The following is a 23,467-nucleotide window of genomic DNA, read 5'->3' on the forward strand; positions in this document are numbered from 1 at the left end:
ATGGGGAGACGCGATTCAGTAGTCAAGGTGTGCCGCACCCCGGCGACCCGCCGGAGCAACCTGAACATCTTGGCAGACCGGCGCGACGTCGTCCAAATCGCCGGCGAGGTCAGCGCCTGCGGTAGGTCAGGTCGGTGATGGAGCGCCCCGCCTCGCGGCCCTTGCGCTCGAACTTGGTCACCGGACGCTCCGCCCAGCGCTCGACCTGCCCGCCCTCCAGGGCCGGCTCCGCGTCGAGCACCTCGAGCATCTGCTCGGCGTAGTCGCCCCAGTCGGTGGCCAGGCGCCAGCGGCCGCCGGTCTCCAGCCGTGAGGCGACCATCGAGGCGAAGGGGGCGGAGACCAGGCGCCGCTTGTGGTGGCGCGTCTTGGGCCAGGGGTCGGGGAAGAAGGTCCACAGCTCCGCGAGCCCACCGGGCGCGACCAGGTGCTCCAGGCACCAGGCGGCGTCGACCGAGCAGAACCTGACGTTGTCGGCGCCGGCCGCCGCCACCTCGGCCAGCGAGGCGGCCACCCCGGGGAGCCAGACCTCGAGGGCCAGCACGTTGACGTCGGGCCGGGCCGCGGCCAGCACACCGGTGGCCTCCCCCACCCCGCACCCGATCTCGACGACCAGCGGGGCCTCGCGACCGAACCAGGAGGCGATGTCGACGCCGGGGCGGTCGACCTCCTCGTCGGGGACCACCCACGCCTGCGCGTGGGCGTCCCAGGCCTCCTGCTGGCTGGGCGTGAACCGGCTGCCGCGCCGGGAGTAGCTGAGGACCTCGCGCATGCGCCGTCCGTCCTCGGTCAGCTTCTGGTGAGGACGGGCGGGGGCGACGCGCAGGTGCTGCTCGGGCATGGGTCCATCATCGCCGCCGGCCCCCGCCGACGCGGAATCCGCGGGGGGCCAGCGGAACGCAGGACGGCCCCGGACCGAGTGGTCCGGGGCCGTCCTGGTGCTGCTGTGCTGCTGGTGCCGGTCAGCGACCGGCGGGGATCACTTGGTGATCTTGGTGACCCGGCCGGCGCCGACGGTGCGGCCACCCTCACGGATCGCGAAGCGCAGGCCCTCGTCCATGGCGATCGGCTGGATCAGCTCGACCGACATCTCCGTGTTGTCACCCGGCATGACCATCTCGGTGCCCTCGGGGAGGGTCACGACGCCGGTCACGTCCGTGGTGCGGAAGTAGAACTGCGGGCGGTAGTTGTTGAAGAACGGCGTGTGACGGCCGCCCTCCTCCTTCGACAGGATGTAGACCGAGGCGTCGAAGTTGGTGTGCGGGGTCGTGGTGCCCGGCTTGATGACGACCATGCCGCGCTCGACGTCCTCGCGCTTGGTACCGCGCAGGAGCAGACCGACGTTCTCGCCGGCCTGGCCCTCGTCGAGCAGCTTGCGGAACATCTCGACGCCGGTGACCGTGGACTTCTGCGAGGTCTCGCGGATGCCGACGATCTCGACCTCCTCGTTCACCTTGACGATGCCGCGCTCGATGCGACCGGTGATGACGGTGCCACGACCGGTGATCGTGAAGACGTCCTCGACGGGCATGAGGAAGGGCTTCTCGGTGTCGCGCTCGGGCTGCGGGATGTAGGAGTCCACCGCGTCCATGAGCTCGGCGATCGAGTCGACCCACTTCTGCTCGCCCTGCAGGGCCGGGAACGCCGCCACCTGGACGACCGGAAGGTCGTCACCCGGGAAGTCGTACTCCGAGAGGAGCTCGCGCACCTCCATCTCGACGAGCTCGATGAGCTCCTCGTCGTCGACCATGTCGCACTTGTTGAGCGCCACGACCAGGGCCGGCACGCCGACCTGGCGGGCGAGCAGCACGTGCTCACGCGTCTGCGGCATCGGGCCGTCGGTGGCAGCGACCACGAGGATCGCGCCGTCCATCTGCGCCGCACCCGTGATCATGTTCTTCACGTAGTCGGCGTGACCGGGGCAGTCGACGTGCGCGTAGTGACGCGCCTCGGTCTGGTACTCGATGTGCGCGATCGAGATCGTGATGCCGCGCTGACGCTCCTCGGGGGCCTTGTCGATGGAGTCGAAGGGCGACTCCTCGTTGAGGTCCGGGTGCTTGTCGTGAAGCACCTTCGAGATGGCCGCGGTCAGCGTCGTCTTGCCGTGGTCGATGTGACCGATGGTGCCGATGTTGACGTGCGGCTTGGTCCGCTCGAACTTCGCCTTAGCCACTGGGGGCTCCTCCTGGTGTGGGTTGGTACTTGACTCGTACTTGCTGGGATGGTGCCGAGGAACTCGGAGAGATTACTCGCCGCGAACCTTCTTGATGATCTCGTCGGCGATGTTCGAAGGAACCTCGGCGTACGAGTCGAACTCCATCGAGTACGACGCCTGACCGGAGGTCTTGGACCTCAGGTCGCCGACGTACCCGAACATCTCGGACAGCGGGACGAGCGCGTCGATGACCATGTCACCGTGACGCTCCTCCTGGGCCTGGATCTGGCCGCGACGGCTGTTGATGTCGCCGATGACCGTGCCGAGGAAGCTCTCGGGGGTGGTCACCTCGACGGCGAACATCGGCTCGAGGAGAACCGGCTTCGCCATCCGGACGGCCTCCTTGAAGGCCTGGTTGCCGGCAATCTTGAAGGCGAGCTCGGAGGAGTCGACGTCGTGGTAGGCGCCGTCCTCGAGCGACATCTTCACGTCAACCATCGGGAAGCCGGCGAGCACGCCGAACTCCATGCCCTCCTGGGCACCCTGGTCGACCGAGGGGATGTACTCCTTCGGCACGCGACCGCCGGTCACGTTGTTCTCGAACTGGTAGCCCGCGCCGGCGCCGGTCTCGGGGTCGATGCTGGGACCGACCGAGATGACGACCTTCGCGAACTGGCCCGAACCACCGGTCTGCTTCTTGTGGGTGTAGCTGTGGTTCTTGACCTCCTTGCGGATGGTCTCGCGGTAGGCGACCTGCGGCTTGCCGACGGTGGCCTCGACGCGGAACTCGCGCTTCATCCGGTCGACCAGGATCTCCAGGTGCAGCTCGCCCATGCCGGCGATGATGGTCTGGCCGGTCTCCTCGTCGGACTTGACCGTGAAGGTCGGGTCCTCGTCGGACAGGCGCTGGATCGCGGTGGAGAGCTTCTCCTGGTCGGACTTGGTCTTGGGCTCGATCGCGACCTCGATCACCGGGGCCGGGAAGGTCATCGACTCCAGGACCACCTGGTTCTGCGGGTCGCAGAGGGTGTGCCCGGTCTTGGTGTCCTTCAGGCCCATGACGGCCACGATCTGGCCGGCGCCGACCGACGCGATCTCCTCACGCTTGTTCGCGTGCATCTGGTAGACCTTTCCGATCCGCTCCTTGCGGCCGTTGACCGAGTTGGTCACGGTCGCGCCGGCCTCGAGCTTGCCGGAGTAGACGCGCACGTAGGTCAGCTTGCCCAGGTGCGGGTCGGCGGCGATCTTGTAGGCCAGGCCGGAGAACGGCTCGTCGTCGCTGGGCTTGCGGACGACCGGCTTCTCCTCGTCGTTGACGGCGTGGCCGGTGATGCCCTCGACGTCGATCGGGGAGGGCAGGTACTTGACCACGGCGTCGAGCAGGGGCTGGACGCCCTTGTTCTTGAACGCGGTGCCGCACAGGACGGGGTTGACCTTGTCGGCGAGGGTGGCGCGACGGATCGCGGCCTCGAGCTCCTCGACGGTGAAGTCCTCGCCCTCGAGGTACTTGACCATGATCTCGTCGTCGGCCTCGGAGAGGGTCTCGAGGAACTTCTCGCGGTACTCGGCGGCCTGCTCGGCCAGCTCCGCGGGGATCTCCTCGATCTCGTAGTCCTCACCCATGGTGGTCTCGCCGCGCCAGGTCAGGGCACGCATGCCGACCAGGTCGACGACACCGAGGAAGTCGGACTCCGCGCCGATGGGCAGCTGGAGCACGAGCGGGGTGGAGTTGAGGCGCTCGACCATCATGTCGACGCAGCGGAAGAAGTCCGCACCGGTGCGGTCGAGCTTGTTGACGAAGCACATCCGGGGCACGGAGTACTTGTTGGCCTGGCGCCACACCGTCATGGTCTGGGGCTCGACACCGGCCACGCCGTCGAAGACGGCCACGGCACCGTCGAGCACCCGCAGGGAGCGCTCGACCTCGGCCGTGAAGTCCACGTGGCCGGGGGTGTCGATGATGTTGATCTGGTGGTCCTTCCACCAGCAGGTGGTCGCAGCGGACGTGATCGTGATGCCACGCTCCTGCTCCTGCTCCATCCAGTCCATCGTGGCGCCGCCGTCGTGGACCTCACCGATCTTGTAGGTGATGCCGGTGTAGAACAGGATGCGCTCGGTGGTGGTCGTCTTGCCGGCATCGATGTGCGCCATGATGCCGATGTTGCGGACGACTCGGAGGTCAGTGGTGATGTTGACAGCCACGTGGGGTCGCGTTCCTTAAGTCGGAGGGGCGGTGGGGGCAGGGCGGCCGGGTCGCGGCCGCCCTGCGCAGATCACCAGCGGTAGTGGGCGAAGGCCTTGTTGGACTCGGCCATCTTGTGGGTGTCCTCGCGCTTCTTCACAGCGGCACCGAGGCCGTTGGAGGCGTCGAGGATCTCGTTCATCAGGCGCTCGGACATCGTCTTCTCACGACGGTCCGCGGCGTACCCGACGAGCCAGCGCAGCGCGAGCGTGGTGCCACGCGTGCCCTTGACCTCGATCGGGACCTGGTAGGTGGCGCCACCGACGCGGCGCGACTTGACCTCGATGGCCGGCTTCACGTTGTCCATGGCGCGCTTGAGCGTCACCACGGGGTCGGTGCCGGTCTTCTCGCGGCAACCCTCGAGCGCGCTGTAGACGATGCGCTGGGCGACCTGCTTCTTGCCGTCCTGGAGGACCTTGGAGACGAGCTGGGTGACCAGCTGCGACCCGTAGACCGGGTCGACGTCGAGCGGCCGCTTCGGTGCGGGACCCTTGCGCGGCATGTCAGCTCTTCTCCTTCTTCGCGCCGTAACGGCTGCGAGCCTGCTTGCGGTTCTTCACGCCCTGCGTGTCGAGCGAGCCGCGGATGATCTTGTAGCGGACACCGGGGAGGTCCTTCACACGGCCGCCGCGCACGAGCACGATCGAGTGCTCCTGGAGGTTGTGACCGACACCCGGGATGTAGGCCGTGACCTCGACGCCGCTGGACAGGCGCACACGGGCGACCTTGCGCAGGGCGGAGTTCGGCTTCTTCGGGGTGGTCGTGTAGACGCGGGTGCAGACACCGCGTCGCTGGGGCGAACCCTTGAGGGCAGGCGTCTTGTTCTTGGACACCTTGTCCTGGCGGCCCTTGCGGACCAGCTGGTTGATCGTGGGCACCGAGTGGTTCCCCTTCTGTTTCTCTCTCAGTGCGCCGCACTCTGCAGCGCACGATGTTCAAGCGGAGTCTCGACGGAGCTTCTCCGCCGTGTCCGGGTGGTGCTTGCGTTCCGGCGTCGCTCGCCCCCGAGGTCGGGCGTGTCGCCCTCGTCGGCAGCCACCCTGGTGCAGTGGCCTGCGGCTTGTCGGCCCGGTGCAGCGACGATCCTGATCCGCCGGTCTACTTCCGAGCACGCGCAACGGCCTGGTTGTCCCAGACACGAGGAACGAGGCTACCGGGCGCCCGGAGACCGGTCAAAACGCGCCGCCCCCCGAGGAACAGGAGGCTGCTGAGCAGCGTGCCGAGCACCGTCAGCAGCCCTCCGACCACCAGCGTCCAGCGCGCCCCGAAGGCCTCCCCGACCCAGCCGATGAAGGGCGCGCCCAGCGGCGTGCCCCCGATGAAGATCATCATGTAGAGCGCCATCACCCGCCCGCGCATCTCGGGAGCGGTCGAGAGCTGGAGGTGGGCGTTGGCGCTGGTGATCATGGTCAGCGCCGAGAGCCCGAGCAGCGGGCACAGCAGCGCGAAGACGACGTACGACGGCGCGAGGCCGGCGACGACCTCGAGCGAGCCGAACGCCAGCGCCGCACCGACCACGAGCCGGTGGCGCACCTGCACGCGCCGGGCGGCGACCAGGGAGCCGGTCAGCGAGCCGACGGCCAGGAAGGTGCCGAGCAGGCCGTACTCGGTGGGCCCCTTGTCGAAGACCTCGGTGGCCATCAGGGCGCTGGTCATCTGGAAGTTCAGCCCGAAGGTGCCCGCGGAGAAGACGATGCCCAGCAGCAGGAGCAGGTCGGGGCGCCCGCGCACGTAGGCCACGCCCTCGCGCACCTGGCCCGGTCGGCGCGACGACGGCTCGGGGGTGCGCAGCAGCGAGGCGTCGAGGGCGCGCAGGGTCAGCACCGGGGCGGCGTAGCTGAGCCCGTTGAGCAGGATCACCCAGCCGGTGCCGACCACTCCCCCGCCGAAGCCGGCGATCAGCAGCCCGGCCAGCGCGGGGCCGACCAGGCGGGCGGTGTTGAAGCTGGCGGAGTTGAGGCCGACCGCGTTGGTCAGGTCGTCGGGCCCGACGATCTCGGAGACGAACGACTGGCGGGCCGGGGCGTCGAAGGCCGAGGCCACGCCCAGCACGAGGGCCAGCACGTAGACGTGCCAGATCTCGGCGGTGCCGGTGACCGCGAGCAGGCCCAGCACCACGGCGGGCACGGCCATCCCGATGTTGGTCATCTGCAGCAGCCGACGCTTCGGGATGCGGTCGGCGACCAGCCCCGCCCACGGCGAGAGCAGCAGGAACGGCAGGAACTGCAGCCCCGTCGTGATGCCGATGGCCGCACCCGACCCGGTCAGCAGCAGCACCAGCCAGTCCTGGGCCACCCGCTGCATCCAGGTGCCCGTGTTGGACACCAGCGAGCCGGCGGCGTAGCGCCGGTAGTTCGGGTGGGACAGGGAACGGAAAGTGGGGCTCAACCAGGCTCGCTCACACGGGGTCGTCGGTCACGGGGCACTCGTGGGCACGAACGTCGGGACCCCGCCGGGCATTCCCGGCGGCGTGCCGCCTCAGGTGAGCAGGTCGGTGATCGGGTCGATGGCGAAGTAGACGACGAAGAGCGCCGAGACCAGCCACAGCAGCGGGTGCACCTGGCGGGCCTTGCCGAGCACCAGCTTGATCAGCACGAAGGCCAGGAAGCCGGCGCCGATGCCGACCGAGATGGAGTAGGTGAAGGGCATCAGCACGATGGTCAGGAACGCCGGGAGCGCGATCTCCACGTCGGACCAGCTGATCTGGCCGACCTGCTGCATCATCAGGAAGCCCACCAGCACCAGCGCCGGCACGGCCGCCTCCGAGGGGATCGCCTCGACCAGCGGGGTGAAGAACATCGTGAGCAGGAACAGCGCACCGGTCACGACCGAGGCGAGCCCGGTGCGCGCCCCCTCGCCGACGCCCGAGGCGGACTCGATGTAGGAGGTGTTGGACGAGACACCGCCGGCACCACCGGCGATGGCGGCCATCGAGTCGACGACCAGGATCCGCTGCATGCTCGGCGGGGTGCCCTCCTCGTCGTTGAGGCCGGCCTCGGCACCGATGGCGGTCATCGTGCCCATGGTGTCGAAGAAGTCGGCCAGCATCAGCGAGAAGACCAGGAGCAGCGCGGCGACGACGCCGATCGAGGCGAAGGCGCCGAAGAGGGAGAACTGGCCCAGGGTGCCGAAGTCGGGCAGGTCGACGAAGCCGTCGAAGCGCGGCACCGTCAGCGACCAGCCGCCCGGGTTCTCGTTGCGCGCACCGAGGTCGAGGACGGCCTCGACGACCAGCGCCACGACGGTGGTGGTGAGGATCGCGATCAGGATCGCGCCGCGCACCTGGCGCACCCACAGCGCGACCAGCAGCACCAGGCCACCGGCGAAGACGAGCACCGGCCAGCCCGACAGGGTGCCGGTGGTGCCCAGCTGGACGGGCACCGAGGTCCCCGCGGCGTCGGGGATGCGGCTGACGAAGCCGGCGTCGACGAAGCCGATGAGCGCGATGAACAGGCCGATGCCGACCGAGATCGCGACCTTGAGCTGGGTGGGCACGGCGTGGAAGACAGCGGTGCGGAAGCCGGTCAGCACCAGCACCAGGATCGCGATGCCCTCGAGCACGACCAGGCCCATCGCGTCGGCCCAGGTCGACTGGGTGGCGATCGAGAAGGCCACGAAGGCGTTGAGGCCGAGCCCGGCGGCCAGGGCCAGCGGGAAGTTGGCCAACGAGCCCATCAGGATCGTCAGCACCCCCGCCACCAGCGCGGTGCCCGCGGCGATCGCCGCCAGGTTGGGCTCGGTGCCGCCACCGAGGTAGTTGCCCTCCGAGTCCGGCACGTAGCCGAGGATCAGCGGGTTCAGCACGACGATGTAGGCCATCGTCAGGAACGTCACGATGCCGCCGCGCACCTCCCGCCCCACGGTGGAGCCGCGCTCGGAGATCTTGAAGAAGCCGTCGATACCGGACCTGGCCGGCGCCGTCTGGGTGCTCACGGACGCAGAGCATCCCAGGAGCCGACCACCTGCTGTCAACGCGGGTCCGGTGGTGGACACCCCCGACCACTACAGTCGGCTCGTGGACCTGCGCGACGACCAGCCCGGCAAGCACGAGATCGGCAACCGCACGTTCCTCGTGGCCGACGTCGAGCCCCTCGACGTCGACGGGGTGCGCACCGTCGAAGTCGGCACCGGCGTGTGGCTGGTCGCCTTCGTGGCGCTGCTGCCCTTCTACGGCGAGCTGCAGACCCAGGGGCGCACCTGGTGGCTGTGGACCTGCCTGACCGGCTTCGGGCTCGGGCTGCTGGGCCTGGAGTACTGCCGGCGCCGGCGCGCGACCCGCCGCGAGCTCGACGAGCAGGCGCACGAGACCACCGACAACGGGCCCGCGGCCCCGTGAGCGACCCCGCACCGGTGCCGGCGAGCCGCTGGGCTCAGGCCGGCCCCGAGGCCACCGAGGGCTTCGGGCGGCGCTTCGCCGAGCTGGTCGCGACCGGCCAGGACGTCGACGGCGAGGCCCGCCTGGCCGACGCCCTCCTGCCCCGCGGCGGGCGGGTGCTCGACGTCGGGGCCGGGATGGGCCGGGTCAGCGCCGCGCTGCAGGCGCGGGGCCACCGGGTGACCGCCGTCGAGCCCGACGGCGCGCTGGTCGAGCAGTGCCGGGCGACGTACCCGGAGGTCGACGTGGTGCACGCGGACCTGCTCGAGCTCGACGACGCCCGGGTGGCCGGCGTGCTCGGCGACCGGCCGCACCAGGTCGACCTGCTGGTGTGCGTCGGCAACGTCGTGGTCTTCCTCGCCGAGGGCACCGAGCGCCGGGCGCTGGCGACGCTGCGGTCCCGGCTGGCGCCGCGCGGGCGCGTCCTGGTCGGGTTCCACCTGGTCGGTGGCCCCGAGCACGCCCGCAGCTACCCGCCCGAGGAGTTCGTCGCCGACGTCGGCGCCGCGGGGCTGCGCGTGCAGCACCGCTTCGGCTCCTACGAGCTGCACCCGCCCTCCGACGAGTACGCCGTGTGGGTGCTCAGCGCCGCCGACTGAGTCGCGGCCGGCTCAGCGACCGGCGTCGAGCGGGTCGAGCGCGAGGGTGTCGAAGACGTGCTCGGGCAGCGGCTGCGGCTCGTGCTTCTTGGCCAGGCGCACCTCCGAGTGCGCCCCGCAGCCGTGGTCGACCGACACGACCCGCCCGTCGTCGTTGGCGTCGCCGTTGGCGCAGACGCCGAACGTCTCCGACAGCGGCCCGGCCAGGCGCATCAGGAACCCGCACGACCAGCAGCTCTGCGGGGCCTGCTTGGCGATCGCCGACCCCGGGCCCTGGTCGCTGTCGTACCAGCGCTGGGCCGCCATGTCCCGCCCCTCGGGCGAGAGGGTGCGCACCCGGCCCAGGCCGAGGTCCTGCGCCACCTGGCGCACCTGCGCCTTCTCGTCGGGGTCGAGCGGGTCGTCGCCGAAGGAGTAGGTCGGCACCAGGCGCGGGTCGTCGTCGTCGACCGGCAGCAGGTCGCCGGGGCCCATGTCGCCGGGCTGCATCCGCTCGCGGTAGGGCACCCACGGCGGCGCGACGATCGCCTCGTCGCCGGGGATCAGCACGACCTCGTCGACGGTCACGTGCTTCTGGCGCGGCGCGCGGGCCACGGTCACCGACCAGCGCCACCCGACGTACCCCGGCTGGGTGCAGGCGAACTGGTGGGTGACGACGCGCTCGGCCTCGACGAGGTGACCGAGGTGCTCACCGACGACGGCAGCACCCACGTCGGAGACGAGGGCCTCGCGCGCCACCTCGGCGGCGGCGACGGCGACGGCATCGGGCTTGACCCGGGCGATGGTGCTCACGGCCCGACATCATGCCTGCCCGACCCCCGCCCCGGCGAGGGCGCCCCCTCCCCCGGGCCCGCCCGGCGTGCTGGCGCCGCCGGCGTCGGGACCACCAGGCAGGATGGGGCCATGCCCTCGCAGCGCCCCGGTCCCGACGCCACGGGGGGCCCGTCGGGGCCCTCCGGCGAGCGTGCCCGTGCGGTCGGGCGAGGGCTGGGCACCGGGGCCCGGGCCACCGCGCGAGGTGCCGCCGGCGCGGCGCGCGGGGCGACCCGCGCCACCACCAGGGCCGGACGCTACGTCGGTCGCCAGGCCCAGCGCGCCGCGAACGCCGAGGGGGCCGAGCAGTCGGGCCTCAACCGGTTGTTCTACCTGCACTTCTTCAACACCGCCGGCGACGCCGCGGTGGCCATCTCGCTGGCCGGCAGCCTCTTCTTCACCGTGCCCTCGGGCGAGGCGCGGGGCCAGGTCGCGCTGTTCCTGGGGCTGACGATGCTGCCCTTCGCCATCGTGGCGCCGCTGATCGGCCCGTTCCTGGACCGCTTCAGCCACGGCCGCCGCTGGGCGATCGGCTCGACGATGGCCATGCGCGCCTTCCTGTGCTGGGGGCTGGCCGGCGCGGTGACCGGGGAGTCGGCGTGGCTCTTCGCGGCCGCCCTCGGCGTCCTGGTCTCCTCCAAGGCCTACGGCGTCACCCGGGCCGCCGCGGTGCCCCGCCTGCTGCCCGCGGGCATCTCCCTGGTCAAGGCCAACGGCCGCGTCTCGCTCTCGGGCATCCTCGGCGCCACCATCTCCGCCCCGATCGCGGGGCTCGCCTCGCTGGCGGGCCCGGAGTGGTCGCTGCGCTACGCGTTCGTGATCTTCGTGGTGGCCACCGTCTTCGCGATCCGGCTGCCCGAGCGGGTCGACTCCTCGGTCGGCGAGGAGGTGCTGGTGCTGATGGCGCCCGGCGACACCGTGCGCGTCAGCGCCCCGGCACCCGGCGAGCGGCTCGCCCCGCCCCGGGCCGGCGCCCGGCCCCGCACCCGCATCCCGACCTCGGTGGCCTTCGCCCTGCGGGCCAACTGCGGGCCACGCTGGCTCAGCGGCTTCCTGCTGATGTTCATGGCGTTCCTGCTGCGCGAGAACCCGCCCGAGACCGGGCTGCGCGCCGAGGTGCTGGTGGGGATCGTGGTGGCCGCCGCCGGCCTCGGCAACGCCGGCGGGGTGGCGATCGCCTCCCTGCTGCGCAACCTGCACCCCGGCACCACCGTCGTGGTCGTGCTCGTCCTCGACGCCGCGGCCGCCCTGCTGGCCACCCTGTTCTACGGCGTGCTGCCGCTGGTGGTGCTGGGCCTGTGCGCCGGGCTGGCCCAGTCGCTGGCCAAGTTCTGCCTCGACGCCACCATCCAGAGCGACGTACCGACCAAGGTGCAGGCCAGCGCCTTCGCCCGCAGCGACACCACCCTCCAGCTGGCCTGGGTCGTCGGCGGCTTCGTCGGCATCGCCCTGCCCCTCGACCCCGCCCGCCTCGGCCTGGGCGTCGCCTTCGCGGTGCTCTCGGCCTGGACCTTCTTCGTCCTGGCCGGGCGCAGCAGGCGCTACCCCGGCGAGGTGCCCGTCACCGGGTGAGCGGTCGCTGCGGGAGTTTCATCGGGTACCCGATGAACCTGTCGCCACCACCACGAAGGTTCAGCCCGGTGGCGCGAGTTCCATCGGGTGCCCGATGAACCTACGAGCCGCCCCGAGCCGCCCCGAGCCGGCTCAGCGCTCGAGCTCGTCGGCGAGGGCGCGCAGCAGCTTGGCGGTGGGGGCGGCCGTACGCGCGTCGGGGTGGCGGCCGTGGCGGTAGGTCTCGCTGACGCCGTCGAGCAGGCGGATCAGGTCCTCCACGATCGGCGCCATGTCGTCGGGGCGCTTGCGGCGCGCGGCCTGCTGGTTGCGGCTGACCGAGGCGGGCTGGTCGAGCACGCGCACCTGCAGCGCCTGGTCGCCGCGGCGGCCCTGGGCGATGCCGAACTCGACCCGGGTGCCGGCCTTGAGGGTCGCCGAGCCCTCGGGGAGGGCCTCGGCGCGCACGTGCACGTCGGGCCCGTCCTCCTGGGACAGGAAGCCGAAGCCCTTGTCGGCGTCGTACCACTTCACCTTGCCTCTGGGCACAGCACGTCCTCCGGTCGTCAACGGTTCTGCGGGCCGGCGGAGCGCCGGAGGCCGAAAGGATAGGCAGGCGCACGCGCGCCGCACCAACCGGTTCAGCGCTGCAGCAAGTCGGGCGCGAGGGTCGCGACGCCGACGACGAGCCCGGCGAGGTTGGCCAGCAGCATCAGCAGCACCCAGACCACCGACGGCAGCCGGGTCAGGCGCGCCAGCTGGTCGGGGTCGGAGCCGCGACGCCCACGGGCGCCGCGGCCCCACAGCTCCAGCAGCGGGCGTGGCGCCGCGAGCAGCAGCAGCCACGCGACCAGGTGGGCCAGCACCGACTGGGCCAGCGGTGGCGCCCACCAGGTCACCGCGACCACGCCGGCGCCGAACGCCAGCAGCACCAGGACGCCGTACCCGTTGCGGACCCAGACCAGCAGCGAGACCAGGAGGGCGACCAGCAGCCACAGCAGCGCCAGCCCGCGCCCGTCGGCCAGCAGCAGCGCCGCACCCAGACCGACCCCGGCGGGCGCCAGGTAGCCGGCGGCGAGCATCGCGACCATCCCGGGGCCGCGGGGGCGCCCGCGCGAGAGCGTCACGCCGGAGGTGTCGGAGTGCAGCCGCACGCCCTGCAGACGACGCCCGACGAGCACGGCGACGACGGCGTGGCCGGCCTCGTGGACGACCGTGACGCCCAGCCGCACCCGCGGCCAGGTGCTCGGCAGCCAGACCAGGACCAGGGCCACCGCCCCGGTCAGCAGCACCAGCGAGGCGTCGGGCAGCGGCTGGCGCGAGGTCACCTCGTCCCACAGCCGCGACACCACGTCGCGCGGGCTCACCGCCAGCGCTCGGGCTCGTCGAGGAGCTCGTTCATCGAGCCCGACCGGAAGCCCCGGCGCGACAGCTCGGCCGTCGCGAAGCCCGTACGCCGCACGGCGGCGCACAGCTCGTCGACCAGCGCCCGGCCCTCGCCCAGCGGTCCACGCAGCAGCGCGGCGTCGACCTCGACCCGGGCGCGCTCCTCGCCGGGGCCGCCACCGAGGTCGCGCACCCGCAGGTCGCGCACCGCGACGCCGGCCCCGGCCAGCAGCTCGCGCACCGCGCCCTCGGCGCGCTCGACGCGGGCCAGCCGGTGCGGGGTGACCTCGATGCCGTAGGCGACCCGCGAGGACAGGCAGGCGGCGGCCGGCTTGTCCCAGGTCGGCAGGGCCCAGCGCCGCGACAGCTCGCGCACCTGGGCCTTGGTCAGCCCGGCGTCGGCGAGCGGGGTGAGCGCCCCGCGCTCGGCGGCCGCACGGATGCCGGGGCGGAAGCCGGCGACCACGTCGTCGGCGTTGGTGCCGGTCGCGACGTGGGCCAGGCCGTGCTCGGCGGCCAGGGGCACGAGCGTGTCGAGCAGCTCGGCCTTGCAGAAGAAGCACCGGTCGCCCGCGTTGGCCCGGTAGCCCTCGCGCTCCATCTCGTGGGTCGGCGGGGTGAGCACCCGCACCCCCAGCGCCTCGGCGAAGGTGCGCGCCGGGTCGCGCTCGACCTGCGGCAGCGCGTGGGAGTAGCCGGTGGCGGCCACGACCCGCTCGGGGCCCAGCACGCGGGTCGCGGCGGCGAGCAGCAGCGCCGAGTCGGCGCCGCCGCTGTAGGCGACGAGCAGCGAGCCCCGCTCGCGCAGGTCGGCCTCGAGCGCGGCGGTGCGCTGCTCGAGCAGGTGCTCCTCGAGCCAGGGCGCGAACTGGTCGAGGTCGTCGAGCACCACGTGGGTGCCGGCGGCGAGCAGCTCCTCGCGGGTGGCCCCGCCGCTGAGCACCGAGACGCTGGTGGCGCCGGCCGCGAGCGCCCCCTCGACGTCGTGGACGTGGTCGCCGACGTAGATCGAGGCACCCTCCCGGCGCAGCACGTCGGCCTTCCCGACGCCCCACACCCGGCCCTCGACGACGTCGACGTCGAGGGCGAGGTGCTCGACGTGCAGGCGGGCGTTGGGCGTGTGCTTGCCGGTGACGACCACGACCCGCCCGGCGTGGGCTCGTACCGCGGCCAGCGCCGCCGCGGCCCCCGGGAGCGAGGGGACGCTGCGCACCGCGCGCTCGGGGTAGAGCGCGCGGAAGCGGTCGACCGCCGGGCCGATGGCCTCCGCCGGCAGGTGCGGCTCGAGCATCAGGTCGAGGGGCGGGCCCAGGCGCGCGGTCATCTCGGCCACCGGCAGCACGACCCCGAGCTCGGCGGCCAGCACCTCCAGGACCTCGGCGATGCCCGGGCGCGAGTCGATGAGCGTCATGTCCAGGTCGAAGCCCACCACCAGCGACGGGGCCGCGGACGAGCTCGGGACGGACACGGCCCCGAGGGTAGACGACCCGTCGGAGGGGCCCCGTCGTCCCCAACCACGGCGTTCGCCTGTCGTCGGACCGCCCCGTCGGTCACAATGGGCTGCTCACCCCCCGGACGCCGGCCAGTGACCGGCCGTGGGGGCGACCCCGCACGACACCAGCCACCCAGACCAGCCGCCCAGACCCGCCAGCCAGGAGCACCCCGTGACCCCGCCCCGCGACCGCAGCCCGCACCCCGGCGTACGCCGGGTGCTCGCGGCCGCCTGCGCGCTCGCGGCCGGCGCCGCCGCGACCCTGGGGGTGGCCGGCACCGGCCACGCCGTGCGCGGGGCCGACGACGCCCGCGCGGAGCTCTACCTGGTGACCCTGGAGGGTCCCGGCACCTCGGGCACCGCCTCCGAGGTCGACCGGGGGCTGCAGCAGCTGCGGATGCAGACCCGCCAGCAGCGGGTGCTCGACGCCGTCGACGCCCCCGACCCCGTCTACCGCTGGACGACCGCGCTCAACGGCGTCGCGGTCGAGCTGACCCGCGAGCAGGCCGCACGCCTCGAGGCCACGCCCGGGGTGTCGATGGTCGAGCCCAACAGCGTGCGGCCGCTGGCGGCCGCCGACGGCGTCGAGGGCCAGGACGCCCCGGGGCTGTCCCCCTCGGCACGCACCCGCGGGGGCCAGGGGGTGGTGATCGGCTTCGTCGACACCGGCCTCGACCCCGACGGCCCCGTCTTCTCCTCGGTGCCCGGCCTGGGCCCCGCCCCCGAGGGCTTCGGCGGCGTCTGCGCCGACGCCGACGACTGGGGCCCGGCCACCTGCAACGGCAAGGTCGTGGCGGGCGACTGGTTCGTCGAGGGCTTCGGCGCCGACGCCGTGCGCTCCTCCTCCTCGCTCTCCCCGCGCGACGACGACGGCCACGGCACCGCCATGGCCTCGATCGCGGCCGGCAACGCCGAGGTGGCGGTCCGGGTCGGCGACCAGGACCTCGGCCGCTACGCGGGGGTCGCGCCGCAGGCGCGGATCGCGGTCTACAAGGCCTGCTGGAGCGCCCCGGACCCCGCCGACGACGGGTGCGCGACCGCCGACCTGGTCTCCGCGGTCGACCGGGCCACCGCCGACGGTGTCGACGTGCTCAACCTGTCGGTGGGCGGGCCGCCCCGCCTCGACACCGTCGAGACGGCGCTGCTCGGCGCCGCCGAGGCCGGCACGGTCGTGGTGGCCGCCGCCGGCGACCGCAGCACCAGCGGCACCGCCGCGCACCCCTCGCCGTGGGTGAGCACGGTCGGGGCGAGCAGCGGCACCGTGCGCGAGGGCCGGCTGCGGCTGGGCTCCGACGGCCCGCGCGTCGACGGCGCGATGATCGCCGACGAGGCGGTCGGCCCGGCTCGGTGGATCCGCGGCGCCGATGCGGCCGCACCCGGCGCCACCCGCCAGCAGGCCTCGCTGTGCACCCCGGGCAGCCTCGACGCCGCCCGCGTCGCCGACCGGGTCGTGCTGTGCGAGCGCGGCGGCGTGGGCCGCACCGACAAGTCCGCGGCCGTCGAGCGCGCCGACGGCGTCGGCATGGTCCTGCTCAACAGCGGCCCCGACTCCGTCGACGCCGACTTCCACAGCGTGCCCACCGTGCACGTGGGCGCCACCGACGCGGGCGTCGTACGCCGCTGGGCGCGTGCGCACCCCGACGCGAAGGTGCGGCTGGTGCCGCGCGGGGCCCGCTCGCTCGACCTGCGGGTGCTGGGCTTCTCGGCCACCGGCGACCCCGCCGGGCCGGTGCTCAAGCCCGACCTCGTCGCACCCGGCGCGGGCCTCGTGGGCGCCGCCCCCACCGGTGCCGTGGGGCGCCGGTGGGACACCCAGACCGGCACCTCGCCGGCCACGGCCTGGACCAGCGGCACGGCGGCGCGGCTCCTGGCCCGGCGCGGGTGGAGCGCCACCTGGGTGCGCTCGGCGCTGGTCAGCACCGCCGACGCGGTGCCCGGCGCCTCGGCGCTGGCCTCCGGCTCCGGACGGGTGCGGGGCCAGCGGGCCCTGCGACCGGGCCTGGTGCACGACCTCGACCTCGGCGACTACCGCGCCTGGCTCGAGGGGGCGCTGCCCGCCGGCGAGCCGCTGAACCTGCCCTCGGTGCTGCTCAGCGGCGGCCGGTCGACCACCACCCGCACGGTCACCAACGCCGGCACCAAGGCCCGCTACTTCTCGTCCTCGACCGCCGGCTTCGAGGCCCACGACGTGAGCGTCACCCCGGCGGCGCTGCGCCTGGCCCCCGGCGAGTCCGCGACGTACACGGTGCGCGTCGCCGGCGGCACCCGCACCAGCGACGACGGCTACGTGCTGTGGCGCGGCGGGAACGGCACCCGCACCCGGGTGCCGGTGCAGCTCACCCGCTGACGCGCTCGCCCCGCGCGGCCGCTCGGGCCTCGGCCTGGGCCGCCAGCAGCCGCAGCGCCTCGGGCGCCTGGGCCACCACCATCGGGCCCACCTCGTCGGCGCCGGGGCCGCTGACGCGGGTCTCGACGGTGACCACGGCGCCCTCGCCCTGCGGCTCGACCCGGTGGTCGATGCGCAGGTGCAGCCCGCCGAGCTCGAGCTCGTCGCAGTAGCGCACGTCGGGGCTCACCGCGACCAGCGTGAAGGGCGCCTCGGCGCCCCCGGCCAGGCGCATCGTGCCGGTCGTGCCGAGACGGAAGGGCCCGTCGAGCACCACGCGCTCGACCGCGGGGTCCCACGCGGCCCAGGTGGAGGTGTCGGACCACAGTGCCCAGACGTCGCCCGGCGAGGCGGAGGTCGAGGCGGTCTCGGTGTGCACGAAGTCCATGACCGGGCAACCTAAGCCAGTTTTTGCAATCCCGCCAGGTACTCGTGGGCGAGGTGCTCGTCCCAGCCGTGCGACTCCCCCAGGCCCCGGGCCATGGTGGCCAGGTACGTCGGCGAGGGGCGGGTGCGCTCGGCGGTCGCGGCACCGTGCGGTGCGGTGAAGGTCAGCATCGGCGCCCCCTCGTGGCGGCCCACGTCGACCACCGTCTCGTAGGCCCCGGGCCCGGCCTCGTGGCGTCCCGCGGCCAGCGGGGCGAGCACGAGCTGCTCGAGCGGGTCGTCGGCGCGCGGCTCGCGGTGCATCTCCTGGGCGGCGATGTCGGCGAACTGGCCTGCGGTGACCAGGTAGCCGCGCGCCGCGGTGCGCCCGGGGGTCGCGTGGTCGTAGTAGGCGACCCCGCCGCCCCACTGGGCCGAGCGGCCCGCGAAGTAGGTGGTGCCCGGGAGCTCGACCGGCACGCTGCGCTCGGGCAGGGTCCGGTCGCGGGCCCCCGGGTGGCTGCGGGTACCGCCGGGCGGGCGCCCGCCGGCGACGTAGCAGGCGAGGCGGTCGAGGCTGAGGTTGGAGCCGTAGGCGACGTACCAGACGTGGGTCATGACGCGACCCACCGTAACCAGGGACGGGGGCGGGTGCGGCTCAGCCCCGCTGCAGCACCCGCAGGCTGCGGTCGCCCAGCCGCACGGTGTCGCCCTCGAGCAGGGTCAGCGGCTTGCCGGGGGTCAGCTCGCGCGAGACGCCCGCGCGCAGCACGACCGAGCCGTTGGTGGAGCCGCGGTCCATCACCACCAGGGCGCCGTCGGCGGCGACCTGCAGCTGGGCGTGGGTCTTGGAGACCGACATGTCCTGCGAGCGCAGCGGCACCAGGTGGCGCACCTGCTCCCCAGGGCCGGCCACCGGGCCGCGACCCAGCAGCACCAGGCCGTCGACGACGACGCGCTCGCCGGAGTCGAGCTCGACCTGCCAGCCGGCGGGCGGGGTGGGCGAGTCGGTGGGGACCGCACGGCGCCGCGCCCCGGCAGGCGGGTCTGCCGGCGGGCTGCTGGGCGGGCTGCTGGGCGGGCTGCTGGGGCGCGAACCCCGCGGCGGGGTGGTCGGCGCCCGGGGTGTGCGGGCCGGGGCCGGTGTGGTCGGCGGGGTGGTCGGCGGGCGGGTGGCGGTGACCGCCGGTCGCACCGTCGCGGGCACGAGCCGCATCGCGGTGAGGTTGACGATGGCCCGGGGCCGGGCTTCGTCGGGCTCCTGGGCCTCGGGCACGGGGCGCAGGTCGACCACGACGGTGCCGGCGAGGTGGTCGTGCCAGCCGCGGCGCTGCCGGTCGCGGTCGGAGGCGCTGGTCCACGCCAGGGTGGCGGCGCCGAGCAGCAGCGTGGGCAGCCCCGCCAGGCCGACGACGAGGCCGCGCAGCAGGGCGGGCCCCACCCCGACCGGGCGACCGGTGGCGGCCGAGACCGCGCGCAGCCCGAGCAGCGCCTTGCCGGGGCTGAGCCCGCGCAGGCCCAGCAGCACCCCGAGCGCCACCTGCACGACCAGCGCCCAGCCGAGCACCAGCAGCGCCACGGCCAGGGGGCCGTCGAGCAGCCACCAGCCGAGACCCGCGACGGCGGCGTACGTCGTCCAGGCCAGGGCCCGGTCGACCACGTGGGCGTAGTAGCGGCGCTCGAGGTCGGCGGTCGGCAGGTCGGTGCGCGCCGGCGGCGCGGGCGGCGGGGGGCCGGGCGGGGGGCCGGGCGGTGCGACGGGGGTGGACACGGCGCTCAGGGCCGGACGACCTGGATGCTGACCCCGTCACCGAGGTCGATGATGGCGCCGGGGATGAGCTGCACCGCGATGCCGGGCTGCAGCGACTCGGGGGGCAGCCCCGGCTGGACCAGCACGGTGCCGTTGGTGGAGCCGAGGTCGGTGACGACGGCGCTGCCGTGGTCGGCGCCCGACCCCGGCCGCACCTCGAGGTGCGTGGAGGAGATCTCCTGCTGCGGGCTCGGCACGGTCACCAGGCGCGGCTGCTCGGTGGAGGTGAAGCGGCGCGCCTCGGGGGCGCGGCCCACCAGGACGACCCGGTCGACCTCGACCTCCTCGCCGTGCGAGACGACGAGCCGTGCCACCGGGGACGCGGTGATGCTGGGCGCCTGCGGCTGGCCGGGGATGCCCGGCTGGTGGCGCTGGAACTCCTCGCGGCCCCAGTCGCCGCTCTTGGTCATCCCGTCGTGGTCGGACTGCCCGGGGCTCCACGCCGACGGGGTCACCGGCGTCTCGTCCACAGGCTCCGGCTCCGGCGCCGGCTCGGGCGGGGGCAGGGGCTCGGGCTCGGGCTGGGGCTCGGGCTGGGGCTCGGGCTGGGGCTCGGGCTGGGCCGCCGGCGCGACGGCGGCGGGGGCCTCGGGCCGGCTCAGGACCGCGCCATGCCGCACGCAGGCGGCGCGCACCAGGCCCGCGGCGACCGGCCACCCCTGCTGCTCCGGGTCGTGGTCGGGCTCGCCGGCGTGGGCTCCCCGCTCGACGACGGCACCGGGCAGGTCGAGGGTCCAGGACCGTACGCCGTGCACCCGCTGCTCGTGCCAGGTGGAGGCGAGCCCGCCGGTGGCGTCAACCGGCCCGTCGGCGCCGTCGCCGGACCAGCCGGCGCGGCCGCGCAGCAGGACCCGGGTGGCGCCGTCGTGCTCGCTGACCAGCGCGAGGCCGCCCAGGGTGCTGAGGCCCGCCCCGAGCAGCGCGTCGAGCACCTCGTCGGCGCCGGCGCCGGCCTCGACCAGCGACCACGCCGCGGCGGCGCGCTCGCGCTCCTCGCCCGGGAGCGCCACGACCACCTCGGCGCCCAGGACGACGTACCACTCGCCCGGCAGGTAGGCACGGGTCGGGACGGCAGCGGTGTCGACGGCAGCGGTGTCGGGGGACGTCACGGCAGGGCTCCCAGCTTCTGCTCCATGCTCATGCGCTGGCGCTCGGAGTCGTAGGGGTGGTCTCGGGCCAACCCAACCACATCGACGACCACCACGGTCGCGTTGTCGCGACCCCCGGCGGCCAGGGCGGCGGCGATCATCGTGTCGGCGGCGTCGCGGGGGTCGGCGGCCCCGTCGAGGATGCCGGCCATCTCGTCGTCGTCGATCATCCCGCTGACCCCGTCGGAGCACAGCACGAGCCGCTCGACCGCCGGCAGCGGGAGCAGGAAGTAGTCGGCCTCGGAGGTCTCGGAGGTGCCCAGCGCCCGGGTGATGACGTGCCGCTCGGGGTGGTGGGCGGCCGCCTCGGCGGTGATCGCCCCCGCGTCGACGAGCTCCTGGACGACCGAGTGGTCGACGCTGACCTGGTCGAGCCGGCCGTCGTTGAAGCGGTAGATGCGCGAGTCGCCGAGGTTGGCCAGCAACCACTTGGGCTGCCCGTCGTCCTCGACGAGCAGCGCCACCACCGCGGTGGTGCCGGCCGAGAAGCCGCCCTGGCCCCCGGCCCGCTGCTCGGCCCCGTAGGCGTCGATGCGACGCCGGCAGGTCTCCAGCGTCCGCGCGACCGCCTCGGCGCCGCGCTGAGGGTCGTAGCCCTCGTCGGCGAGGTGGGCGAACTCCTCGACCACGATCGCGCTGGCGACGTCGCCGCCGTCGTGGCCGCCCATCCCGTCGGCCACCACGAAGACCGGGGGCGCGGCCAGGAAGGCGTCCTCGTTGACCTCCCGCACGAGCCCCACGTCGGTCGAGGCGCCGTGGTGCAGCTCGACCTGCATCAGCCGACCACCGCGTCGTGTGCCGGCTCGTGGCTCGGTGGCGCTAGCGTGTCAGCGATGTCCGCCGAGGGGTTCCGCACGCTCGCCGACCAGCTGCGCAGCTGGCCGGACGCGCGGCTGTCCCGCCTGCTGCTGGCCCGTCCCGATCTCGCCACTCCAGCCCCTCACGACTCCGGCCAGCTGGCGTCGCGTGCCGCCACCCGGTCCTCGTTGCTCCGCGCGCTCGACCAGCTGACCCGGCTCGAGCTCTGCGTGCTTGATGCCCTCGTGGTGGCGGGTCAAACCACCCGCGCCGAACTCGTCTCCCTCGTGCACGCCGACCCGGCCGCGACGACCGCCGCGCTCGAGCACCTCACCGACCTCGCGCTGGTCTGGGACTCCCCCACCGGGCCCCGGGTCCTCAGCGGTGTCGCCGAGGGCCTGGCCGGAGGTCCGGGAGCCGGCGTGAGCGGGCTGCGCACCCGCTCCCCCGAGCCGGTCGACCCCGCGGTCGTGGCCGCCCGCCTCGCCGAGCTGTCGGCCCCGGCCCGCACGCTGCTCGAGCACGTGCTCGACCACGGCGGCGAGGCCACCACCGGCACCTCGCGCCACACCGTCACCGCCGCCGAGGCCGCCACCCCCGCCGAGGAGCTGCTGGCCCGCCGGCTGCTGGTGCCGCGTGGCGGCGGGTCGGTGGTGCTGCCCGGCGAGGTGGGCCTGGTCCTGCGCGGTGGGCGCACCACCACCGAGCCCGTCGACGACGTGCCCGCGCTGCCGACCACCGAGCGCTCCGCCGCGATGGTCGACAAGGTCGCGGCCGGCGCCGCCTTCGAGGCCGTACGCCGGGTGGAGCTGCTGCTGGACCACTGGGGCACCCAGCCGCCGGCGGCGCTGCGCAGCGGCGGGCTGGGGGTGCGCGACCTGCGGGCCGCCTCGGCGCTGCTGCACGTCGACGAGCCCACCACCGCGCTGCTCGTCGAGACCGCCTCGGCCGCCGGGCTGCTGGCCACCGGCCAGGGCGCCGAGGGCGAGGCCGCGTGGCTGCCCACCGACGAGCTCGACCGGTGGAGCACCCGCTCGCCCGCCGAGCGCTGGTGGGTGCTGGCGCGCGCCTGGTGGGACAGCGCCCGCCTCCCCGGGCTCGTCGGCACCCGTGACCCCGCGGGCAAGACCTGGAACGCGCTGGCCCCCGAGCTGGCGGGCGTGCACCAGGTCGAGACCCGCCACCTCACCCTGCGCGAGCTGGCGGCGGTGCCGGCCGGCGAGGTGCTGGCCTCCGGCACCGGCCTGCCGGCCCTGGTGGCCCGCGTCGCCTGGCTGCGCCCGCGGCGGCCCCGCACCCGCGCCGACCAGGTCGCCTGGGCCCTCAGCGAGGCCGAGGCGCTCGGCGTCGCCGGGCTGGGCGGGGTGGCGTCGTACGCCGCGGGGCTGGTGGGCGACGGCGACGGCGCCGCCGCGGTCGCCGCCCTCGACGCGCTGATGCCGCCGCCCGTCGACCACGTGCTGCTGCAGGCCGACCTGACCGCGGTGGCCCCCGGCCCGCTGGAGTCGACGCTGGCCAAGCGGCTGCAGCTGCTCGCCGACGTCGAGTCGCGCGGCGGGGCGACGGTCTACCGCTTCACCTCCTCCTCGGTGCGCCGCGCCCTCGACACCGGGTGGTCTGCGGTCGAGGTGCACGACTTCATCTCCTCGGTCTCGCGCACCCCGGTGCCGCAGCCGCTGAGCTACCTCGTCGACGACACCGCCCGCACCTTCGGCTCGATCCGGGTCGGGCACGCCGAGGCGTTCCTGCGCGCCGACGACGAGGCGGCGCTCAGCGAGGTGCTGCACCACCCCAAGGCCGCCTCGCTGGGCCTGCGCCGCATCGCCCCCACCGTCCTCGTCTCCGCCACGCCCCTCGACGTGCTGCTGCCGCGGCTGCGCGAGCTCGGCGCCGCCCCGGTCGTGGAGGGCCCCGACGGCACGGTGCGGGTGGCCCGACCCGACCAGCTGCGCGCCCGCACCCCGCGCGACCGGCGTCCCGAGGGGCTCAGGGCGGCGCGGGGCAGCGCCACCGTCGCGGCGGTGGTCACCGCGGTGCGCGCCGGCGACCGGGCCGCCTCCAGCAGACCCGCCGGCGCCGGGCAGGCGCTGAGCCCGTCGGGCTCGCTGGCCGCGCTGCGCGAGGCGGTCGAGACCGGCGCCAGCGTGCTGATCGGCTACGTCGACAACCACGGCACCCGCTCCGAGCGCGTCGTCGACCCCCGCAGCGTCGAGGGCGGCACCCTGACCGCCCACGACCACCGGGCCGACGACCTGCGCAGCTTCGCGGTGCACCGGATCACCTCCGTGGCCCCCGTCTCGCCCTGACAGCGGCCGGGGCGGCCCCTGGCCCGCCCCGTAGGCTTGC

General features: G+C 74.2%; 21 protein-coding genes. 5 read left to right on the forward strand and 16 right to left on the reverse strand.

Annotated features, from left to right (window positions below; translation table 11 throughout):
* Positions 1-109 precede the first annotated feature (109 nt).
* The 7 genes from trmB to OCU29_RS07680 form a co-directional block, all read right to left on the reverse strand.
* Positions 110-841, reverse strand: a complete 732-nt coding sequence (gene trmB, locus OCU29_RS07650; RefSeq protein WP_261819433.1) for a tRNA (guanosine(46)-N7)-methyltransferase TrmB — start codon at positions 839-841, stop codon at positions 110-112.
* A 138-nt stretch (positions 842-979) separates the two neighbouring features.
* Complete coding sequence (gene tuf / locus OCU29_RS07655) at positions 980-2,173, reverse strand: elongation factor Tu (RefSeq protein WP_179614247.1); 1,194 nt, start codon at positions 2,171-2,173, stop codon at positions 980-982.
* Positions 2,174-2,245: 72 nt separating this feature from the next.
* The gene (fusA, locus tag OCU29_RS07660; protein WP_261819434.1) at positions 2,246-4,357 is read right to left on the reverse strand and encodes an elongation factor G; all 2,112 of its coding nucleotides are present in this window, start codon (positions 4,355-4,357) and stop codon (positions 2,246-2,248) included.
* Between the two features lie 71 nt (positions 4,358-4,428).
* Positions 4,429-4,899 (reverse strand): 30S ribosomal protein S7, encoded by a 471-nt coding sequence (rpsG, locus tag OCU29_RS07665; protein WP_179614249.1) that lies wholly within the window; start codon positions 4,897-4,899, stop codon positions 4,429-4,431.
* 1 nt (position 4,900) lies between these two features.
* Positions 4,901-5,275 (reverse strand): 30S ribosomal protein S12, encoded by a 375-nt coding sequence (rpsL, locus tag OCU29_RS07670; protein WP_179517431.1) that lies wholly within the window; start codon positions 5,273-5,275, stop codon positions 4,901-4,903.
* Positions 5,276-5,495: 220 nt separating this feature from the next.
* The gene (locus tag OCU29_RS07675) at positions 5,496-6,785 is read right to left on the reverse strand and encodes an MFS transporter (protein ID WP_179614250.1); all 1,290 of its coding nucleotides are present in this window, start codon (positions 6,783-6,785) and stop codon (positions 5,496-5,498) included.
* A gap of 90 nt (positions 6,786-6,875) precedes the next feature.
* On the reverse strand, positions 6,876-8,330 hold the full coding sequence (locus OCU29_RS07680; protein ID WP_261819435.1) for an NCS2 family permease: 1,455 nt from the start codon (positions 8,328-8,330) through the stop codon (positions 6,876-6,878).
* Between the two features lie 82 nt (positions 8,331-8,412).
* Between OCU29_RS07680 and OCU29_RS07685 the strand changes: the two genes are divergently transcribed.
* Positions 8,413-8,733, forward strand: a complete 321-nt coding sequence (locus OCU29_RS07685) for a DUF2530 domain-containing protein (RefSeq protein WP_261819436.1) — start codon at positions 8,413-8,415, stop codon at positions 8,731-8,733.
* Positions 8,730-9,371, forward strand: a complete 642-nt coding sequence (locus OCU29_RS07690) for a bifunctional 2-polyprenyl-6-hydroxyphenol methylase/3-demethylubiquinol 3-O-methyltransferase UbiG (RefSeq protein ID WP_261819437.1) — start codon at positions 8,730-8,732, stop codon at positions 9,369-9,371. The genes OCU29_RS07685 and OCU29_RS07690 overlap by 4 nt, the downstream gene beginning before the upstream one ends.
* A 12-nt stretch (positions 9,372-9,383) precedes the next feature.
* Here OCU29_RS07690 and OCU29_RS07695 read toward each other — a convergent pair whose 3' ends face one another.
* Positions 9,384-10,163: a DUF3027 domain-containing protein gene (locus OCU29_RS07695; protein WP_261819438.1), complete on the reverse strand. Its 780-nt coding sequence runs from the start codon at positions 10,161-10,163 to the stop codon at positions 9,384-9,386.
* Between the two features lie 111 nt (positions 10,164-10,274).
* Here OCU29_RS07695 and OCU29_RS07700 point away from each other — a divergent pair, with 111 nt between their 5' ends.
* Positions 10,275-11,756, forward strand: a complete 1,482-nt coding sequence (locus tag OCU29_RS07700) for an MFS transporter (RefSeq protein ID WP_179614253.1) — start codon at positions 10,275-10,277, stop codon at positions 11,754-11,756.
* Between the two features lie 132 nt (positions 11,757-11,888).
* Here OCU29_RS07700 and OCU29_RS07705 read toward each other — a convergent pair whose 3' ends face one another.
* The 3 genes from OCU29_RS07705 to OCU29_RS07715 form a co-directional block, all read right to left on the reverse strand.
* A complete protein-coding gene (locus tag OCU29_RS07705; protein ID WP_261819439.1) occupies positions 11,889-12,284 on the reverse strand; it encodes a cold-shock protein in 396 nt (131 codons plus the stop codon).
* A 92-nt stretch (positions 12,285-12,376) separates the two neighbouring features.
* Complete coding sequence (locus tag OCU29_RS07710) at positions 12,377-13,102, reverse strand: M50 family metallopeptidase (protein WP_261819440.1); 726 nt, start codon at positions 13,100-13,102, stop codon at positions 12,377-12,379.
* Positions 13,099-14,589, reverse strand: a complete 1,491-nt coding sequence (locus tag OCU29_RS07715; RefSeq protein ID WP_261819441.1) for an HAD hydrolase-like protein — start codon at positions 14,587-14,589, stop codon at positions 13,099-13,101. Before OCU29_RS07715 ends, OCU29_RS07710 begins: the two co-directional genes overlap by 4 nt.
* A gap of 196 nt (positions 14,590-14,785) precedes the next feature.
* Between OCU29_RS07715 and OCU29_RS07720 the strand changes: the two genes are divergently transcribed.
* Positions 14,786-16,960: a S8 family serine peptidase gene (locus OCU29_RS07720; protein WP_261819442.1), complete on the forward strand. Its 2,175-nt coding sequence runs from the start codon at positions 14,786-14,788 to the stop codon at positions 16,958-16,960.
* On the opposite strand, the gene OCU29_RS07725 is transcribed toward OCU29_RS07720, so the two are convergent.
* Genes OCU29_RS07725 through OCU29_RS07745 form a run of 5 tightly spaced genes read right to left on the reverse strand, consistent with a single transcriptional unit; the run spans position 16,950 to position 21,099 of the window.
* Positions 16,950-17,387 carry an SRPBCC family protein gene (locus OCU29_RS07725; protein WP_179614256.1) on the reverse strand — a complete coding sequence of 146 codons (438 nt, stop codon included), beginning with the start codon at positions 17,385-17,387 and terminating at the stop codon, positions 16,950-16,952. The genes OCU29_RS07720 and OCU29_RS07725 overlap by 11 nt on opposite strands.
* An 11-nt stretch (positions 17,388-17,398) precedes the next feature.
* The gene (locus OCU29_RS07730) at positions 17,399-17,983 is read right to left on the reverse strand and encodes a histone deacetylase (protein WP_179614257.1); all 585 of its coding nucleotides are present in this window, start codon (positions 17,981-17,983) and stop codon (positions 17,399-17,401) included.
* 40 nt (positions 17,984-18,023) lie between these two features.
* Positions 18,024-19,136, reverse strand: coding sequence for an RDD family protein (locus tag OCU29_RS07735; protein ID WP_261819443.1), 1,113 nt, complete (start codon positions 19,134-19,136; stop codon positions 18,024-18,026).
* A 5-nt stretch (positions 19,137-19,141) separates the two neighbouring features.
* Complete coding sequence (locus OCU29_RS07740) at positions 19,142-20,284, reverse strand: FHA domain-containing protein (RefSeq protein WP_261819444.1); 1,143 nt, start codon at positions 20,282-20,284, stop codon at positions 19,142-19,144.
* Complete coding sequence (locus OCU29_RS07745) at positions 20,281-21,099, reverse strand: PP2C family serine/threonine-protein phosphatase (protein ID WP_261819445.1); 819 nt, start codon at positions 21,097-21,099, stop codon at positions 20,281-20,283. Before OCU29_RS07745 ends, OCU29_RS07740 begins: the two co-directional genes overlap by 4 nt.
* Positions 21,100-21,156: 57 nt before the next feature.
* Here OCU29_RS07745 and OCU29_RS07750 point away from each other — a divergent pair, with 57 nt between their 5' ends.
* Positions 21,157-23,427: a helicase C-terminal domain-containing protein gene (locus OCU29_RS07750; protein ID WP_261819446.1), complete on the forward strand. Its 2,271-nt coding sequence runs from the start codon at positions 21,157-21,159 to the stop codon at positions 23,425-23,427.
* Positions 23,428-23,467: the final 40 nt, after the last annotated feature.

It is taken from the genome of Nocardioides sp. OK12 (assembly GCF_024341885.1).
GTDB lineage: Bacteria > Actinomycetota > Actinomycetes > Propionibacteriales > Nocardioidaceae > Nocardioides > Nocardioides marinisabuli.

Excerpts from the sequence above, each read along its gene's own strand:
- rpsG (WP_179614249.1), bottom strand. The coding sequence starts at position 4,899 with ATGCCGCGCAAGGGTCCCGCACCGAAGCGGCCGCTCGACGTCGACCCG.
- OCU29_RS07745 (WP_261819445.1), bottom strand. The coding sequence starts at position 21,099 with ATGCAGGTCGAGCTGCACCACGGCGCCTCGACCGACGTGGGGCTCGTG.
- OCU29_RS07725 (WP_179614256.1), bottom strand. The coding sequence starts at position 17,387 with ATGGACTTCGTGCACACCGAGACCGCCTCGACCTCCGCCTCGCCGGGC.
- OCU29_RS07730 (WP_179614257.1), bottom strand. The coding sequence starts at position 17,983 with ATGACCCACGTCTGGTACGTCGCCTACGGCTCCAACCTCAGCCTCGAC.
- trmB (WP_261819433.1), bottom strand. The coding sequence starts at position 841 with ATGCCCGAGCAGCACCTGCGCGTCGCCCCCGCCCGTCCTCACCAGAAG.
- OCU29_RS07750 (WP_261819446.1), top strand. The coding sequence starts at position 21,157 with ATGTCCGCCGAGGGGTTCCGCACGCTCGCCGACCAGCTGCGCAGCTGG.
- OCU29_RS07700 (WP_179614253.1), top strand. The coding sequence starts at position 10,275 with ATGCCCTCGCAGCGCCCCGGTCCCGACGCCACGGGGGGCCCGTCGGGG.